Raw genomic sequence first — 16,835 nt, 5'->3', positions numbered from 1 at the left:
TCATTATAACGCAAGGGAATTGTAGAGACGAATGAGTTAAAAGGCTGTTTACAGAAAGAAAACATCTCTTTACTTGAAATATCGCCCGTTTTCTTTATCTGTTTCGTTTTCTTATATTTAAAATTTTCGCAATTGCTGCACAAGCTCCGATAGAGATTCAGCAATCTCAGAGTCCGCATAGCGCTGGAGCAAGCTCTCAAAATCAGGGAGCGCTTGCTTTAGTAACCGACAGCTATAGTCATAATAGCTCCAAAAAGCTATCGGATCATAGCCACGTGCTTCTTCCTCTTCCCACTCCAGTTCATCTTCTTCTGGATCACTGTCTGCCGGCCATAAATATTTCTCATCTAGCAGCATGGTCAAGGATTCCACAGACTCCTGTGAGTCCGCTTGTAGATTTTCTATGTCCAATGCTTGAACAACCGTATGGTACAACTCCAACTCACTCAGCGTGATATCCTCCGGTCTTCTCGCATGCATATTCCGCAATAAGAATAGTAGCGCCCATGGGGTAACCTGCCACAATGTACCTTGATGTTCTATCAGATCAGCGATGGCTGCATACTCCCCATTGGATATTAAATGCGGCAAGTCCGTCCCCCTACCATAAGGAGTAGTCAGGCGGTGCCACGGTACATCTGTAATTTCAAGAGTATTCATTAAGGCTGTGTTCATCTTATGAGTATCCATGACGCCTCCTTTGTAGTCGGTATCTAGAATCTTCCTGATTTAAAAATAGAATATAGTAAAAAGGCAACCATTAAGAGCGCTACGACAAAACCAATTTCAATCGCAGGTACGTTCCACAGCATGGTCGCCTGATGATTTAGTGATGAACCGATAATCAGTCCGACCATAATGATGCTGAACGCTAACAGCACAATACTGAATGACAAGCGATTGCTGATCTGATCCAGCTTGCGCAAAAGCTGTTCCAGCTCTGGTACGGTAACTTCCAGTTTGAGCTTACCCTTGCTGATAATTGAGGTCAGATGCCTCGTCTGTCTCGGCAGTTCCATCAGCGTCTCCACCAGCTCGGTCGCACCACCCAACAGCTTGCCCCGAATCCGACGACCGCTGAAGCGTTCCTTCAGCAGCTTGTTGCCAAAAGGCTCGGCCAAAGCAATAATACTGAGATCGGGGTCCAAATGCTCTACGACCCCTTCCAGTGTCAACAGCGCCTTGCCAAGCAGCAGGACATCCGATGGCAAACCAATCCGATGGCGCTGTGCTGCGCCAAACAGGTCGTTCAAGGCATCGCCAATACTGACCTGTGAGAAAGGAACATCCGAGTAATCTTCGCGTATTTTGTCCAGATCAGCTCGCAGCGCATTCAGGTCAGCATCCGGGTCGACCAGCCCCAGTCGTTCGATGGCCCGAACCATAGCATCGGTATTTTTGCGCATCAGGGCGATCATGAGGGAAGCGAGATGATTCTTCATCTCTTCGCTCAGCCTACCCGCCATGCCAAAATCCAAGTAGGCGAGACTTCCATTTCTCAGGACGAGCAAATTGCCCGGATGGGGATCGGCATGAAAAAAGCCCTCTATAAAAATTTGATGCAGCATGCTGTTGACCAGCCGCTGCGCCAGTTCTTTCAAGTTGTAGCCACGGTGTAATAACTCTTCACGACTCCCCAAGTGAGTCCCGTCCAGAAACTCCATGGTCAGTATACGTGAGGAGGTATGATCCCAGTATATTTTCGGAATATAGATATGAGGGTCCTGCTCAAATTGGAGCGCAATCTTCTCTGTGTTACGGGCTTCATGGTTGTAATCCAGCTCCTGAATGAGCGATCTCCCCAGCTCTTCCACCATCTGGCGAAGCTGATAACGCTCCACCCATTCCCAGCGCTTGGCTGCCATTGCGGTCAGTTCCCGTAAAATGTCCAAATCCCGCCGGATGATGCGATTAACGCCTGGACGCTGGATTTTAATGGCAACCATTTCACCGCTGTGCAGCTTGCCCAGGTGCACTTGCCCGATCGAAGCAGCCGCCAGCGGATCATCGTCAAAACGAACCAGTATGTTCTCTAATGACGTATCCAGCTCCTGTTCCAGAATGCCACGCGCTGTTTCAGGCGAAAAAGGCGGTACCTGATCCTGGAGCTTAACCAGTTCGCGAATAATAGGCTCTGGCAGCAGGTCAGCACGTGTACTTGCCAACTGTCCAAGCTTGATGAATGCAGGCCCCAGGTCCTCCAGCACAAGCCGAATCCGTTCACCTAGCGTTTTGGACTCGGGGGTTTCTCTCGTCAGCCACTTGCGGGGCAGGGATAGCAGCTGGAACAGTCCCATTTCTTCCACCATATAACCAAAGCCATGACGCGCCAGCGCCATGGCAATTTCCCGGTAACGACCGGCGTGCTTCATGCGAACGGCCATTTTAATCCAACCGGTTCGCTTCTTCAGCGTCACTCGAACCCGTAAGCGCCGCCTTTTCTTTTTCCAGCTCCGCTACCTGTTTTTCCAACAATGCCACACGCTGCTCCAAACTTGTGACATCATTTTCGGTAGGTACTTCCAGTTCCTGCAAAATGCGGCTAACCTGCTCGCGGATCATGGTTTTGAATTGTCCCTGCTCCTCTGCTCCTCGTTCGATCAGACGATCGACCAGCGCTTTGGATTCCGAGGGCGCAAGTTCTCCCCGATTTACAAGATCCTCGACGGCTTTCTCCACCTTTTCTTTGCTGACAACGGTGAGGCCCCACCCCAATGAGATGGCTTTTTTGAACAAATCGCTCATAATATATCCTCCCCTACCTGTGATTACCTATAGTATAACCTGAAAAGGGGAGCCGCATAAAGCTCGCAGCTCCCCTCCCATAATGGTTGGAATGAATGATTATACTTAACCTGGAAAGCGTCCGGCCCACTTAGCAGCCTGAAGCAGCAGCTTACGGTATCCCTCGTGCTGGAAACTTGGCTGATTATGTCCAGGCATCAGGTAGACGACCCGGCCCAAGCCATAGGACAATGACCATGCAGCCGGCCACCACTGACCTTCATACTCGTATTCCATCAACAGTGTTTTTTCGGTGAATGGGTCAAAATCAAAACGATACGGCTCCTCCTGAATCTCGAACGGCTCGATCCCTTCCATAATCGGATGATCCGGCTCTGTTACCTTGAAGGAAAGCTGCTCCGCTGCCGGATGTCGCAGGAAACGTGCTCCCATGAGCTGTGCAATTTCATACCGTCCTTGCAATGTAATCCCGTTATGCAGCACAAGCAGTCCACCTCCACCGCTGACGTAGGACAGCAGTCCTGCTGTTTGTTGAGGAGACAGAACCTCCTTACGGCTATCACAATACGAGATGCATAGATCGAATGAGGCTAGATTTTCCTTGAGCAGCATTTTACGATTTTCACTGCATTGTACCGTCATCCAATCTTGTAAAATATGGCTAATCTCTTCGTCCACCCCTTGTAGCGGGTGAAACTCTGGATATGAATAATCTCCTAGCAGCAATGCTTTTCTTTTTTCCATCATAAATCCTCCTTGCCTGACTTGTATATAAGGACTTTAAAGGCGGGTCCCGTGCCAACGGTCTCTTGTTTGTGGGGTCAAAAAGCTCTAAAAAATTCCTTTGGCCCTCATCTTTTTCCCATAACACCGCCATCGTTGTCCAAGCTACGGCATACATAAATAATTCTACAGACGGCCTATTAAATCCTTTAGCAGAAGATTATAGCATATATGTTCGCTCGGAATAAACTAATTATAAATTTATAAACATGAACGCTGGCGATTCCGCCCGTTTATGGTATACTCGTAAGAAAAAAAGTGCGTCCATGCTCTATTAGCAATGAGGGGCCGCTTTTCGTAAGAAATCTATGCTTGCGGTTATAGAATTGATAAGAATTACCTCAAAGCTTATACATTCTATAAATCTTAAAACACTGGGGAGGTTGCATGAATGAAAAGGACTGGAATGACCCGGCCCTTGGACAGCTTGGGACGAATTGTGCTTCCTAAAGAGTTGCGCATGACGATGGAGATTGACATCGGCGATCCATTAGAGTTTTTTATTGAAGGCCAAACACTCATGCTCCGTAAGTACAAATCAACCAATTGTATATTTTGCGGTTCGGTTGATACCAACACCTATTTTAAAGATCAGTTTATCTGCGATGCATGTGCCACCTCGATGAAAACGGAAGATTTACTTCCAGTCACAGCGACTGAAACCCAGTCACCTCCACTGAAGCAAAACATGCATATGAAAAAGATTTATCAGCGCACGGATGTTATTTTGGAGAAAATGAGAGAGCTTATGGAAGAACATCCGGCATCTTCACAGAAACAACTCGCTTCCATGCTTGGCGTGAGTCAGGGAAGGATTTCCCAACTGAAAAAGCTTATGTAGGCGAATCGTCCAAAAAACAATGTATACGCTTCCATGTTATGTAAGATTTAATTTACTTTATTTAGAACAGCCGGACCCTTATAGGGACCCGGCTTTTTTGTGTTTTAGTGGTAAGCCCGACATTTTTCAACCCAGCGTGATGCTGCCTTGGGTAGAGAAGCGAGATGAATGTGTGTGTAGGCTGCCAAAAGGTTCCCTTTGGCATAACCTTCACTCTGAAGCCCGCGCATCCCCTTGGTTTGATAGGCGAAGGGATAGGGGGCGGCAGATTCATCATAGCTCATGACCGAATAATGAAATTCATGTCCACGAATCGTCTCTCCAGCCTCCAGCAGCAAGCAATCTTGCAATGCGGTTGCTTCCCGGTATCCCAATGCAGCCCGCTTCTCCTGCATACGAACGTCCGAAGGGATCACCCCGGCCATGTGGTGGGCGTGACCCGCCCGATCCGTAAGTGTCCGGGCCAGTATCATATAACCACCGCACTCGGCGAATACAGGCATATCCCGGCTCACTGCGTTGCGGATATCTTGCAGAAAGCCCGTATTGGCAGCGATATCTGCCGCAAACTCCTCGGGAAAGCCGCCGCCCAGATATAGGCCGTTGGCGTGCTCAGGGACGCGTTCTCCCGCCAGCGGACTAAAATAGACAATCTCTGCTCCCGCTTGGCGCAGCAAATCCATATTCTCGGGGTAGTAGAAATTGAACGCCGCATCTCTGGCGACAGCAATGATGGGACGTTCCCCAGTCTCGACTTCATGTCCTGCTGTGGGAGGCTGATCTGGAGGAAATAATGGGTGCTCGGGCAGACTGAGCGGCGGAGCCGAATCCGCCAATGTCCGCAGTGCATCCAGATCCGTACCCGCGCGAATCAGCTCTGCCGCCCGTTGGAAAAGCGGCTCCAGCTCGCCGCGTTCTACAGCAGGCACCAGGCCCAGATGACGCTCAGGAATATCCAGCCCGTCATCGCGCTTTAACCAGCCGAGCACAGGAATGTCGCACTCCTGCTCGATCGCCTTTTTGACAATGCCGTAATGCCCTTGGCTACCGCAGCGATTTACGATTACGCCCGCAATGCGCAGCTTGGGCTCCAAGCGCTGAAAGCCGAGCACAATAGCGGCCGCACTGCGTGCCATGCTGCGTACATCGACGACCAGCAATACCGGGCTATCCGTCAGCATGGCGATTTCGGCGGTCGAGCCAATATTGCTGAGCGGGTCCTTGCCGTCATATAGCCCCATGACGCCTTCAATCACGGAGATATCTGCGCCTTCGGATGCGCGGATAAAGGTTTCACGCACCGTATCCGGTGAGGTCATCCAGGAATCGAGATTACGGGAAGGCGTTCCGGTCGCGGCTGTATGATAGGTCGGATCAATATAATCCGGACCGCACTTAAACCCCTGCACTCGCAGGCCGCTGTCGGCGAACGCCTTCATCAGCCCGAGCGTCACCGTGGTTTTGCCCGCACCACTGCCCGTACCGGCAACAACGATACGACTTCTGCGCACGGGAGTAGACAGATCAGGCTGCTGTACAGTCTGCTTCATATCGTCATTCATAAGGCACCCGCGCCACAGACAACGTCATATTGCCGCTTTTTTTCTTCTCCAGCAGCCAATGGTCTGCACCGGAGGACAACAGGGCTGATGGTTCGCTGACCCCATAGGCGCCAGTGTATTTGAAGACAGTTTCCGATGGATTGGGAAGCTGCACCGTGTTCAGCTCTGACGGAGTGTACGTCACCAGCTCCCAGCCGTATTTGGCGCAGAGGGCGAGCAAGCCCTCTTCATCCTTTTTCAGGTCAATCGTAGCCATATTCCGTACGCTTTTTACAGACAAACGCAGCTCTTGAAAGGTGTTCAGCACCCCAGCCTCCAGCTCCTCCAATGCAGTTCCCCGATTGCAGCCAATGCCAAGCACCAAGCTTTTAGGACGATACAGCACGCCATTAGAAAGAAACCTCTCCTCTTCCTCAGGCTCCAACAAACGGTCACTTACGACCAACGCGGCGTTGAACGGTTCTTGTGCCGCTTCCGCCATTGAGGCATATACCTTGATATGTGCAGGTACTGGCTTGTCATAGCGCCACCAGTTCCGTTCGCCTGTCTCTTGTATGAGTACAACGGGCTCCTCGTTCACAACAGCGGCGCTCACAGGCGTGGCCTTATCGAAGCTATCGACCACCCAACCCAATTCCCGCCCCAACATATCCACTGGAATCGTGCCCTGCACGTCCGATGCAGTCGTGATTACCGCACGTGCCCCCAGTACAGCGGCTACATGACGGGTCAATTCATTTGCGCCGCCCAAATGCCCAGACAGTACGCTAATGACATGTTCTCCGCGATCATCAATGACGACCACGGCTGGGTCTACCTTTTTATCCACCAAAATCGGTGCAATCATACGAACCACCGCACCGAGGGAAATAAATAAAATAATACCGTTATATTGTTTGAATAAATCCGGCAAAATCAGTTTGACCGAACCTTCGAACAATTGAATGCCACGCTCCTGCTCGTCTCCACGCTCAAACTTGGACATGTAATACACATCCGTACCCGGAAAGCTGGCTCCCAAATTGCGGACCATCTCGACTCCATGCTTCGTGATCGCCACAGCGGCAAATGGATTACTCACCAGGCTTCACTCCCTTTCGGTAGCCGTGGGTGAATGACTTGTCATACAGCTTGGAACGATGTGCGTCCTTGTCCACTAACCCCGGGTCGAGCGCCCACCCTGCCAAAATCATGGCATGCATCGTAATGCCTGCTGCACGCAGATCGGCTGGCAATTGGGCAAGTGTCGTGCGGACAATCTTTTGATCCGGCCAAGTTGCGCGCTGCACAACGGCTACAGGCGTGTCTTCGCTCCAGCCAGCCGCCAAAAATTCAACGACTACCTTCTTCGCCAGCGTTGCACTCAGGAACAGCGCCACTGTACAGTGATGGGATGCCAGATCACGCAGCTTTTCACGATCCGGTACAGGTGTACGGCCTTCGGCACGCGTCAGAATGACCGTCTGCGTCAAGTCAGGCACGGTTAGCTCTGCACCCAGCACGGCCGCAGAAGCAAAGACCGAGCTGACGCCCGGTACGATTTCGTAGGCTACTCCGCGCTGCTTCAGCAGCACCATTTGCTCCAAAATCGCACCGTATACTGCCGGATCACCTGTATGTACACGGGCTACACTGCGCCCAGCCTGCACAGCCTCGCTCATAATCTCGACCTGCCGCTCCAAATCCATGCCTGAACTCTGCAGTACCTGTGCCTCGGGCTTAGCCGTAGCAATCAGCTCATCGTTCACTAGTGAATCCGTGTACAACACCACATCTGCCGTGCGCAGAATCCGTGAGCCTTTGACCGTAATCAACTCCGGGTCGCCAGGACCTGCTCCTACGATATATACTTTTGGCTCCAACGTCATTTGCTCACCACCATTAAACTCAAATATTCAAGTTCCTGTCCGCGCAGCTCACGGGCGTTACGCCATACCATTTCATAAGGTGAAGTGACTTTGGTAATGACAGATGCACGATCCCCGAGGTTGAGCTCGTCCAGTACATCCAAAATCAAATCCAGTACCTTGGCAACCTTGATAAATACAACCGTATCGTGATTCTCAATTGCCCGCTTCATCGCTTCCCGATCATCCGTAGCCGGAATAATACCGACCTGCTGATCTCCGTCTGCCAAAGGCAATTCCAGGGCTGCCGCTGCTCCCAATACAGAAGAGATGCCCGGAATAGATACAATCGGCACCTCAGGATGAAGATCCTTCATAAGACGCGCCAAGTGAATAAAGGTACTGTACAGATTAGGGTCTCCCTCTGTGACAAAGGCTACATCCTTTCCTTGACTCAGAGCCTCCCAACAAGCAACCACCGTTTTGTTCCACTCCCGCTCCAGTACAACCGGGTCCTTGGTCATTGGAAAAATGAGTCCCAACATCTCCTTTTCCTCCGGGTTAACGTATAATTCCACAATCTCGTGAGCATACGATTTGCCTCCCCGGCGTTTCTTCGGATAAGCCACAACTGCACATTCCTGAATCATGCGGTAAGCCTTGACCGTAATCAGCTCGGGATCACCCGGCCCCACACCTACGCCGTAAAGTGTTCCTGTTGCCGCCGTATTCATGCTGTCTCTCCCCCTCTTGATTTACCAGCTTACTCCCCTGTTGCTCCGTCAGCCACGTCCACCGACGGCTGCCCTGTAATGACATATATCGGATTGAGTCCGTCAAAACGAGTCATATTCAAAATCGGCTTGCTACGTGCTGTTTGCAGTAACGTCACCGAGGTTTCGAGTCCTGCTGCTTGCATCGCCTTCATACCGTCATGCAGCGTCTCAATGGTTGCAGCATTCACTACAATTCGTCCATCCTTACGCAGACGCGAAGCACACAGACGAATCAGTTCTGCCAGTTCTCCTCCGCTCCCGCCAATAAACACGGCATCCGGGTCTGGCAGCTCGTCCAACCCGGCTGGTGCTTTGGCATGGATCACTGGAAAATCAGTACGGAACTTGATCTTGTTCGCTTCCACATTAGCCAAATCGCCTTCGTTCTTTTCAATGGCGAATACCTGCCCGTACTTGGCCAGCCGGGCACATTCCACAGCTACAGAACCTGAGCCTGCGCCGATGTCCCATACGATACTTCGCTCGGTCAGTCGCAGCTCAGACAAGCTGAATACGCGCACTTCACGCTTCGTGATCAGTCCTTTTTCCGGCTTGCGCTGGTAAAATTCCGCATCCTCGAAGCCAAATCCCCGGCGAATTGCTGGCACGTCTTCCCCCTTACGGCGGCGTAAAACAACCACGTTCAGGGGTTGGAAGGTTCCCTGCGACATCTCCTCCAGCGTATAATGCCGATACGTCTCATCTGGTCCTCCCAAATGCTCGCCGACAAAGGCATCATATTCCGTCATGCCAAAATGCAGCAGATAAGCGGCAACCGCGGCGGGATGATTGCGGTCGTCCGTCAGCAGCGCGATCTTGTTCTGTCCGTCGATCCGCTGCGCTAGTCCGGTCATCGGACGGCCGTGTACACTTTCCAACACCGCATCCTGCCAGCTTTCACCAAGACGCGCAAACGCCAGTTGAACCGAGCTGAGATGAGGTAAAATATCCAGGTGCTCAGCCCCCAGCTTGGCAGACAAATAGCCTGCAATGCCAAAAAAAAGCGGATCTCCTGACGCAAGCACGACAATATCCTTGTGCTCACGCAACCGTCCCAATTCTTCCACCACGGTGGATAAGCCGCCCTTTAATGTTCGTTTTTCTCCTGCGGCTGCCTCAAAAAAGGCTAGCTGGCGCTCACCACCAACCAGCAGGTCGGCACGCTCAATTTGTTCCAGCGTCTCCTGCGACAGACCTGCCGTTCCATTTTCACCGATACCAATGACACGAATCACTCTACTCACCGACTCTCGCCCTCCCCAGCACGTTCCCTTTCATCGTTACCAGTACCATTTCTACGGTGATTCCACCACCTGCATGCTCCAGGCAATGCTGACACCCATAGGTACATAACTTTTCAAAAAAGCTCAGCGCATTCGCTTCGGTCATCATATCCGCTACCTGCGTAGCTGTATTCGCCTCAGCTACTGCCGTTGCAAGCGACTCGTCCACACCTGTCTCACGCGCAACCTCGGCTAAAAATCCAAAATCCACCGGAGCGCTCTTGGAGTGAACCATCATGACGCCCTGAGCAATCTTCGACAGCTTGCCAGGCATACCGACGAGAATAATTTTTTTCATCCCCAATCGTTTGCCGTGCTTGACTGCAAAGCCGACGAAGTCTCCCATTTGAATAAAGGCTTCTTCCGTCAGCTGATCATACATTTGCATTGCATATTTTTCACTGCTGCCGCCTGTGGTTAGGACAATTTCTTCGCAGTTCATCGCTTGTGCAACCGATATAGCCTGCACCACGCTGGCTTTATAAGCAGACGTGGAAAACGGAACAACCACACCGCGTGTACCTAGTATGGAAATACCACCAAGAATGCCAAGCCGTCCGTTCAGCGTCTTCTTGGCGATTTCTTCACCGTCCGGCACACTGATAACGACACGGACACCTTTGGCCGATCCGTGCTCCTCCAGCACGCCAGATACGGCTTCCGTAATCATCCGGCGCGGCACTGGATTGATCGCTGCTTCCCCGACGGGCACAGGCAGGCCAGGCTTCGTTACCCGTCCGACGCCAACGCCGCCGTCCAGCTCAATGCCCGGCTCCTCGCGCCAGCTAACAGAGGCGCTAATTCTCGCCTGATGCGTGGCATCCGGGTCGTCGCCACCATCCTTGATCGTCGTGCAGGAAGCTTCGTCCGCGTCCAACACAGGCTCGATCAGCTCAAACGCATGATCGAAGCCCGCGGGCAGCGATATCACCGCTTCCTTCGGCGGTATGCCCGTAATGAGCAGTTGCACCGCTCCTTTGGCTACTGCAGCCGCACAAGCCCCCGTCGTAAAGCCTGACCGCATCGGCTTGTCCGGCGCGGGAGCTTCACCACTTTTCATCCGTTTGGGTCTGCTAGCGGACGCCGCTTCCTTTTCCATGCCAATTCCTCCTTAACCTCTTCTGCTGATCATGCTCTAATTCATTTCATGATACAGCAAACGGACAACCGCATCTAGCGGACAGCCATTAAGGAGATCGCATTCAATGCCGCTACGACAATCGTACTTCCGCCCTTGCGTCCAATATTCGTAATGAACGGAATATCCAGCTTGCGCAGCTCGTCCTTGGATTCTGCCGCCGATACAAAACCTACGGGCATACCAATCACCAGTCCGGGCTTAGCCGCTCCTTCTTTCACCAAACGAATCAGCTCCAGCAACGCTGTAGGCGCATTGCCAATCGCATAGATTCCACCATCGCCCGCCTGAATCGCTTTGCGCATGGAAATAATGGCGCGTGTCGTGTTCAGCCTTTTGGCTTCTTCCATCACGTCCGGGTCAGATATGTACACATGAACATCCCCGCCAAATTGACGGATGCGATCCTTGCTCAGCCCCGCCTGAATCATCTGCACATCTGCGACCACCGGCTGTCCTGCGCGAATAGCTGCAATTCCGGCTTCAATGGCTTTCGGATGAAATACCATGCTGCGCCCCAACTCAAAATCAGCAGATGCATGAATGACACGCTGTACAACGGGATATTGCTCTGCTGTAAATGGATGCTCTCCCAATTCTTCTGTGATCATCGCGAAGCTTTTACCCTCAATCTCCTGCGGCTGTACCGTTAGCGGTTTAAAATCTGTTTTAAAGTCCATGGTATCGACCACTCCCTTATGGAAAATTAGTTTAGGAAAAATAACTGCTCGTGTATTGAAATAACAGATATTTCTATTAAAACACGTATTTCAAGATGACTATATTTTAGATACATGCCAGCAGTCGTTCTGGATTAACTGAACCTGTAGAAACTTGACTCAACTCAAATTGAAATCTCCCCAGTTGCTGTGCGCAGTGCATCAATTACTCCGTCGAAATGATCAAATACCGTTCCAAATTCCACTTCCGGTCTGGAAATTAAAATGACGTGGATACCCAGGTCCAGAGCAGATTGAACCTTCTCATCCACTGCTCCTGTGCGTCCGCTTTCCTTGGTGACCATCACGGTCGTACCAAAGTGCTTGTACAATGCTTCGTTCAGCTCACGGGAAAAGGGTCCCTGCATAGCAATAATATTTTTTTGCTCCATCCCCAGTTCGCCACATTTCTCCATATTGTCCAGACGCGGCAGCATACGTGCAACCAGACGAACCTCCGGATCTCCGAGTAAATGCTTGGTGAACGTGCCGAGCGTCTTACTGCCCGTCGTAAGCATGACAGAGCCTTTGAGTTGCTTCGCTTCTAATGCCGCTTCTTCATAGGAAGGAACGATATGGAGCAACGGATGATTGTCATACACTAGTCCCGTCCGCTCGTAGCGGATATAAGGAACACCCGACTCGCGAGCGGCTGCCATCGCATTCGCATGTGCTTCTTCTGCAAAAGGATGACTGGCATCAACAACAGCCTGTATCCCCTTCTCCTGAATCATTGCCTCCATTTCATCGGCTGTCATTCGGCCTGTACGCACATCCAGTCCTGCTTCGGACAAGCTGGCCGCCGCGCTTTCGGTTACGACCGAAGTCAATACATTAAAGCCAATGCCACGAATTTGCAGCGCCAATTCCCGTGCATCGCTCGTTCCACACAGCATGAAAATCATGAGCCATTCACCTGCCCGGTTACGTTCACTACAGACGGCGTATGTGAATGATCGTGATCATGGTCATTATGGCTGTGAGCATGGACATGATCGTGAGCGTGGTGATGTGTATGGTGCTCGTGATGATGATCATGCTCATGTGCATGGTGATCATGATCGTGATGATGGTCGTGATCATGCTCATGGTGGTGATGGTGGTCGTGGTCATGGTCGTGGTGATGATGGTGATGCTCCTGCGCTTCCAGACGAAACTGGCAGTTATCACAATTAGCCGTAACCTTACCGAATAAGCCTTCGTTAGCTCGCTCCAGCACCAGCTCAACCAATTGAGGATGGAAGCCAAAATATCCGCCCATTTCCACTTGTAATGCAGGGTGAGCCTCAGCAAATTCCTGGGTCATTTCTTCGATGCGCTTAATCAGCACCCCCGTGAACAGAAAATACGGAAGCACGATAATCTTTTTGGCACCCAATCGTACGCAACGCTCCAGACCATCGGGAAAGGAAGGCTGCGTCACACCGATAAAGCTGCTTTCTATCCATGTATAAGAAAGCTTCTCCCACAGCATACGGGTGATTTTGAAAAAGTCACTGTTCGCATCTGGATCGCTACTTCCGCGTCCTAATACAAGTACCGCTGTTTCTTCGTTGGATACCTCGGCAGATGCCTCCACCGCGCTATGCATCCCCGCTGGAACGGCAACTGGACGGGTCTCTTTCAAGCGGTCCAGCAGTATGCTAACGATTTTCTCGTGAACGCCAATCGGGCGTCCGTATACAAATTCCACCTGCGGATATTTTGCCTTTGCCCGATCAATAGCCATCGGGATATCAATTTTGGCGTGCACTGCTGCGAACAAAATAATCGGAATAAGAACGACACGTGTCGCCCCTTTCTCCACACACGCCTGTACTCCTTCGGCAATACTAGGGCGTGCCAACTCTAGGAAACAGGTCTCTACACACGTACCTGGCGCCCGATCTGCCACCGCCTGTGCAAATTCCAGTAGTTCCTGATTACCCTCTGGGTCCCGACTTCCATGTCCAACCAACAATATTGCATCCACTGCTGTTTGTTCCTCCTCATTTATAGGGATAGTCTACATACGCCCTATTTTATATATATGCTTGTATCCGGTTCATCAAGCCTACAAACCTATTCATCAAGCCTACAAACCTATTAATCACCACAAACCGCGTTCACTTCTACTGTTGCCGGTGAATCTTCATGCCGGAAACCCGCAACGATGCCTACACGTTTGAAAAACTTATGAAAACGCTCGTTCGGATGCCCTTTTTCCTTGTATTCAGCGATAATATTCTCCACGATGTCCGTAATCTGATCACCTGGAATCCCTTCCGCTACGGGCTGAGCGGCATGAGCATTACGGCCAAATTTTTTGCCGCCGAGGAAAAGATCATATCCTCCCTTGCGGTAGACAATTCCGATATCCTCCAGCACCGCTCCATAGCAGGCCATGCCGCATCCGTTCAAAGCAATGCTCGTTTCCTTGGGTGCCTGTAATCCGCCGAGTACAACCTGTAGGTGCTCAGCCACAGGCACAGCGTCATCTTTCTCCATATTGCAGAAGTCGCACGCCTTGACCTTAAACACATCGCCGAGCGGCATGACAATGAATCGTTCATCCCGCAGCCGACCGACCAGTTCCTCAGGGTCTAGGCACGGCACGCGCAGCACGATCTGATGATCTGGCGTGTATTCCAGCTCGCCATCATCACCCGCTACCTCGGCGAGCAGTGCCATCTGCCGAGCAGTGAACTTCTTGTTTCCCACGCCAGGGGAAACCCCCACCTCAAACAGCGCAGGCTTGCCAAAGCCGCCTGACGCCTTCGCAGCCGCAGCTCCTGCTCCGGCCCCTGCTGCCGTTCCAACGGCGCTCTGGGCGGTAGGCGCTTGCCCGCTCCAGCGAGCGTTGGCTTCGCCTGGCAGCTTGCCGCCAACAGCAAGACGACCGAGCGCCTCTGCTGCCAGCGATGCTGGGGTCGCCCCGGTTTGCTTCGCAGGCGGCACCTGTACAGCAGCCATCGCTTGCGGGCGTGCCTGCGTGGCAACCGCAGCACCGCTCGCGGAAGGCCCGGTAGGCGCAGTCAGAGCTCCGCCTCCCTGCGGTGCATCCAGCGCGCGATCCTCTTGCGCGCCCAGCGACCACGGCTCCGCTTCCGTGCGAAGCCGCTGATGCGGTTTGAGCACCTGTTCGGTCGCGTCCAGCGTGTATTTACGCTGATAGCCGCGTGGAGTCACGATTAAGCCGTCATACACTGTCGTCGAGGAATTGCCGATGATTACGGTCGTCAGCATCCCGATATCATGGTTCAGCATATCTTCCAGCGTCGTCACAATAACCTGCTGACGTTCACGATAAGCACTCTTCACCAGCCCAACCGGAGTCTGCGGATCACGGTAACGAAGCAAAATGGACTGCGTCTCCACAATCTGGCGGGTACGCCGACCACTACGCGGGTTGTATAATGCAATCACAAAATCAGCCGAAGCCGCAGCTTCTACACGCTTCACGATTGTTTCCCACGGGGTCAGATGATCACTCAGACTGATCGTGCAAGCATCATGCATAACTGGCGCTCCCAACAACGAAGCACAGGATTGAATAGCCGAGATCCCCGGCACAACCTCCACCTCAACCCCGTCCTCGCGACGCCAGCCTTTTTGCATCAGCACTTCGTACACCAGACCTGCCATGCCATAGACCCCAGCATCTCCACTGGAAATGACGGCTACCTTCTTGCCCATCTCTGCTTGGCGAACCGCCTCCTGCGCACGGCTCACTTCCTCTGTCATCCCTGTGCGTACAATCTCCTGTCCGTTCAACAACGGACGGATCAAATCAACGTAGGTATTGTAGCCGATAATGACCTCACTTTCGGCCAGCGCATCCAACGCACGTTTTGTGATATGTTCCATATCTCCTGGTCCAAATCCAATCACCAGCAATTTTCCTAATGGGCTCATCGTGCTCCTCCTATCATCCTTTTCAGGGCAGCTATACTATCTATTTCAATAATTTGTGGCATCCTGTAACTCGAAAAAACCCCATCCTGCCCGGATGGGGTTCCTATGTACGTATCTCTCTCATCAGACGAAACAGCGTAAGAGGACAGTCTTGTCTTCCTCCAATCTGCCGTTGTTTTCCATCTGTTTTGTTTGCGCTTCAAACGCTGCTACACGTTCATATCCACGCAAGCCTGTAACCAACATGGAAAAAGCAACGTGTGCCTGATTTCCTGATTTCGTACACCCATCCTCTCCGCGAAGGTTAACGGTGCATACAGATCAAGGTAGGTCTCCTGGCTTGGCATCAACGGATTCTTTCGTCTTCCCCGTTTTGTACGAGTGACCATTTAAAAGAATCCTCTTCCTTACAGTGGCGGGACCGCTCGGGACTTGCACCCGATTCCCTGTTACCCTTTGCTCAACCGCAAAGGCACCTTGTCTGTCCGCTATTTGATTATGGGTCTTATCATAACCTTGCCTCAATCAGTTGTGCAAGCACGAAAAAAGCTTTATTTCAAGTTCTCTGCCTTATTTTTCAGCATATGCAGCAATTCATCCGGGTCCGCAGAGATACTCAGTAGTGCTGGATGATCAGCTCCGGTAAACCCTTCCTGCACGCTATGACGTACCATTTCTATCAACGGGTCAAAATATCCATTCACATTCAGCAGCCCAATGGGCTTGCGATGTATGCCAATTTGCGCCCAGCACAATACCTCGAACAACTCCTCAAAGGTTCCCAACCCACCCGGAAGGGCTATAAACGCATCGGCCATCTCGCTCATCGCCGCTTTACGTTCATGCATGCTTGCTACCTCAATAAACTCGGTAACTCCCCGATGAATGATCTCTGCATCGAATAATAGGATGGGCATAATGCCGGTGACCTGACCGTCACCCGCCAGTAGTTCATCCGCCACCTTACCCATCAGCCCCCTGCTGGAGCCACCATAAATTAGACGGATATGCTGGCGAGCCATAGCTTCACCCAGCTTGCCTGCGGCCTCAACATATACCGATGAATTTCCAGGTCTGGACCCTGCAAATACACAAATAGAATTCATAAACGTCTCAGCTCCTGTCCTCAATATCATGCATCGAAACTTATTCATTATATTAGATAAATATTTTCGCTATAACAAAAAACTTTGTCGATGCATGTCCAACAAAAAAAGATAAAGACCTCGTAGGCCCTTATCTCTATT

Annotated in this window: 16 protein-coding genes and 1 riboswitch; of the genes, 1 reads left to right on the top strand and 15 read right to left on the bottom strand. The window is 51.6% G+C overall.

Going from position 1 to position 16,835, the window contains the following annotated elements; translation table 11 throughout:
* Positions 1-117: 117 nt before the first annotated feature.
* The 4 genes from ACXHJ2_RS25990 to ACXHJ2_RS25975 form a co-directional block, all read right to left on the bottom strand.
* Positions 118-690, bottom strand: coding sequence for a hypothetical protein (locus ACXHJ2_RS25990; RefSeq protein ID WP_165079783.1), 573 nt, complete (start codon positions 688-690; stop codon positions 118-120).
* Positions 691-713: 23 nt separating this feature from the next.
* Positions 714-2,384 carry an ABC1 kinase family protein gene (locus ACXHJ2_RS25985; protein WP_040102671.1) on the bottom strand — a complete coding sequence of 557 codons (1,671 nt, stop codon included), beginning with the start codon at positions 2,382-2,384 and terminating at the stop codon, positions 714-716.
* Between the two features lies 1 nt (position 2,385).
* Positions 2,386-2,745, bottom strand: coding sequence for a phasin family protein (locus ACXHJ2_RS25980; RefSeq protein WP_013373513.1), 360 nt, complete (start codon positions 2,743-2,745; stop codon positions 2,386-2,388).
* A 105-nt stretch (positions 2,746-2,850) separates the two neighbouring features.
* Positions 2,851-3,489 carry a ThuA domain-containing protein gene (locus ACXHJ2_RS25975; RefSeq protein ID WP_017428602.1) on the bottom strand — a complete coding sequence of 213 codons (639 nt, stop codon included), beginning with the start codon at positions 3,487-3,489 and terminating at the stop codon, positions 2,851-2,853.
* 430 nt (positions 3,490-3,919) lie between these two features.
* On the opposite strand from ACXHJ2_RS25975, the gene ACXHJ2_RS25970 reads away from it, so the two are divergent.
* Positions 3,920-4,369 (top strand): AbrB/MazE/SpoVT family DNA-binding domain-containing protein, encoded by a 450-nt coding sequence (locus ACXHJ2_RS25970; protein WP_013373515.1) that lies wholly within the window; start codon positions 3,920-3,922, stop codon positions 4,367-4,369.
* A gap of 104 nt (positions 4,370-4,473) precedes the next feature.
* Here the strand turns inward: ACXHJ2_RS25970 and ACXHJ2_RS25965 are convergent, their stop codons facing one another.
* From ACXHJ2_RS25965 to ACXHJ2_RS25915, 11 genes are all read right to left on the bottom strand, one after another.
* Positions 4,474-5,931 (bottom strand): cobyrinate a,c-diamide synthase, encoded by a 1,458-nt coding sequence (locus ACXHJ2_RS25965; protein WP_165079784.1) that lies wholly within the window; start codon positions 5,929-5,931, stop codon positions 4,474-4,476.
* Positions 5,924-7,012, bottom strand: a complete 1,089-nt coding sequence (locus ACXHJ2_RS25960) for a cobalt-precorrin 5A hydrolase (RefSeq protein WP_165079785.1) — start codon at positions 7,010-7,012, stop codon at positions 5,924-5,926. Before ACXHJ2_RS25960 ends, ACXHJ2_RS25965 begins: the two co-directional genes overlap by 8 nt.
* The gene (gene cobM / locus ACXHJ2_RS25955) at positions 7,005-7,799 is read right to left on the bottom strand and encodes a precorrin-4 C(11)-methyltransferase (RefSeq protein ID WP_013373518.1); all 795 of its coding nucleotides are present in this window, start codon (positions 7,797-7,799) and stop codon (positions 7,005-7,007) included. Before cobM ends, ACXHJ2_RS25960 begins: the two co-directional genes overlap by 8 nt.
* Positions 7,796-8,512 (bottom strand): precorrin-2 C(20)-methyltransferase, encoded by a 717-nt coding sequence (gene cobI, locus ACXHJ2_RS25950; RefSeq protein WP_025719607.1) that lies wholly within the window; start codon positions 8,510-8,512, stop codon positions 7,796-7,798. Before cobI ends, cobM begins: the two co-directional genes overlap by 4 nt.
* Before the next feature lie 29 nt (positions 8,513-8,541).
* A complete protein-coding gene (gene cbiE, locus ACXHJ2_RS25945) occupies positions 8,542-9,798 on the bottom strand; it encodes a precorrin-6y C5,15-methyltransferase (decarboxylating) subunit CbiE (RefSeq protein WP_165079786.1) in 1,257 nt (418 codons plus the stop codon).
* Positions 9,791-10,936, bottom strand: coding sequence for a cobalt-precorrin-5B (C(1))-methyltransferase (locus tag ACXHJ2_RS25940; protein ID WP_165079787.1), 1,146 nt, complete (start codon positions 10,934-10,936; stop codon positions 9,791-9,793). Before ACXHJ2_RS25940 ends, cbiE begins: the two co-directional genes overlap by 8 nt.
* A 74-nt stretch (positions 10,937-11,010) precedes the next feature.
* Positions 11,011-11,655, bottom strand: coding sequence for a precorrin-8X methylmutase (locus ACXHJ2_RS25935; RefSeq protein ID WP_165079788.1), 645 nt, complete (start codon positions 11,653-11,655; stop codon positions 11,011-11,013).
* Between the two features lie 164 nt (positions 11,656-11,819).
* The gene (gene cobK / locus ACXHJ2_RS25930; RefSeq protein ID WP_165079789.1) at positions 11,820-12,599 is read right to left on the bottom strand and encodes a precorrin-6A reductase; all 780 of its coding nucleotides are present in this window, start codon (positions 12,597-12,599) and stop codon (positions 11,820-11,822) included.
* Positions 12,596-13,666 (bottom strand): sirohydrochlorin chelatase, encoded by a 1,071-nt coding sequence (locus ACXHJ2_RS25925; protein WP_165079790.1) that lies wholly within the window; start codon positions 13,664-13,666, stop codon positions 12,596-12,598. Before ACXHJ2_RS25925 ends, cobK begins: the two co-directional genes overlap by 4 nt.
* Positions 13,667-13,779: 113 nt before the next feature.
* Positions 13,780-15,588: a precorrin-3B C(17)-methyltransferase gene (gene cobJ, locus ACXHJ2_RS25920; protein WP_090737877.1), complete on the bottom strand. Its 1,809-nt coding sequence runs from the start codon at positions 15,586-15,588 to the stop codon at positions 13,780-13,782.
* A 308-nt stretch (positions 15,589-15,896) separates the two neighbouring features.
* Positions 15,897-16,082: riboswitch (cobalamin riboswitch) on the bottom strand.
* A 57-nt stretch (positions 16,083-16,139) separates the two neighbouring features.
* Complete coding sequence (locus ACXHJ2_RS25915; protein ID WP_165079791.1) at positions 16,140-16,694, bottom strand: LOG family protein; 555 nt, start codon at positions 16,692-16,694, stop codon at positions 16,140-16,142.
* Positions 16,695-16,835: the final 141 nt, after the last annotated feature.

The sequence above is a fragment of the Paenibacillus sp. ALE3 genome (assembly GCF_054113405.1).
Note: the sequence above shows the minus strand (reverse complement) of the source record. Positions and strands in the feature narration are given on the sequence as shown.

Excerpts from the sequence above, each read along its gene's own strand:
- ACXHJ2_RS25990 (WP_165079783.1), bottom strand. The coding sequence starts at position 690 with ATGGATACTCATAAGATGAACACAGCCTTAATGAATACTCTTGAAATT.
- ACXHJ2_RS25985 (WP_040102671.1), bottom strand. The coding sequence starts at position 2,384 with ATGGCCGTTCGCATGAAGCACGCCGGTCGTTACCGGGAAATTGCCATG.
- ACXHJ2_RS25980 (WP_013373513.1), bottom strand. The coding sequence starts at position 2,745 with ATGAGCGATTTGTTCAAAAAAGCCATCTCATTGGGGTGGGGCCTCACC.
- ACXHJ2_RS25975 (WP_017428602.1), bottom strand. The coding sequence starts at position 3,489 with ATGGAAAAAAGAAAAGCATTGCTGCTAGGAGATTATTCATATCCAGAG.
- ACXHJ2_RS25970 (WP_013373515.1), top strand. The coding sequence starts at position 3,920 with ATGAAAAGGACTGGAATGACCCGGCCCTTGGACAGCTTGGGACGAATT.
- ACXHJ2_RS25965 (WP_165079784.1), bottom strand. The coding sequence starts at position 5,931 with ATGAATGACGATATGAAGCAGACTGTACAGCAGCCTGATCTGTCTACT.
- cobM (WP_013373518.1), bottom strand. The coding sequence starts at position 7,799 with ATGACGTTGGAGCCAAAAGTATATATCGTAGGAGCAGGTCCTGGCGAC.
- cobI (WP_025719607.1), bottom strand. The coding sequence starts at position 8,512 with ATGAATACGGCGGCAACAGGAACACTTTACGGCGTAGGTGTGGGGCCG.
- ACXHJ2_RS25940 (WP_165079787.1), bottom strand. The coding sequence starts at position 10,936 with ATGGAAAAGGAAGCGGCGTCCGCTAGCAGACCCAAACGGATGAAAAGT.
- ACXHJ2_RS25935 (WP_165079788.1), bottom strand. The coding sequence starts at position 11,655 with ATGGACTTTAAAACAGATTTTAAACCGCTAACGGTACAGCCGCAGGAG.
- cobK (WP_165079789.1), bottom strand. The coding sequence starts at position 12,599 with ATGATTTTCATGCTGTGTGGAACGAGCGATGCACGGGAATTGGCGCTG.
- cobJ (WP_090737877.1), bottom strand. The coding sequence starts at position 15,588 with ATGAGCCCATTAGGAAAATTGCTGGTGATTGGATTTGGACCAGGAGAT.
- ACXHJ2_RS25915 (WP_165079791.1), bottom strand. The coding sequence starts at position 16,694 with ATGAATTCTATTTGTGTATTTGCAGGGTCCAGACCTGGAAATTCATCG.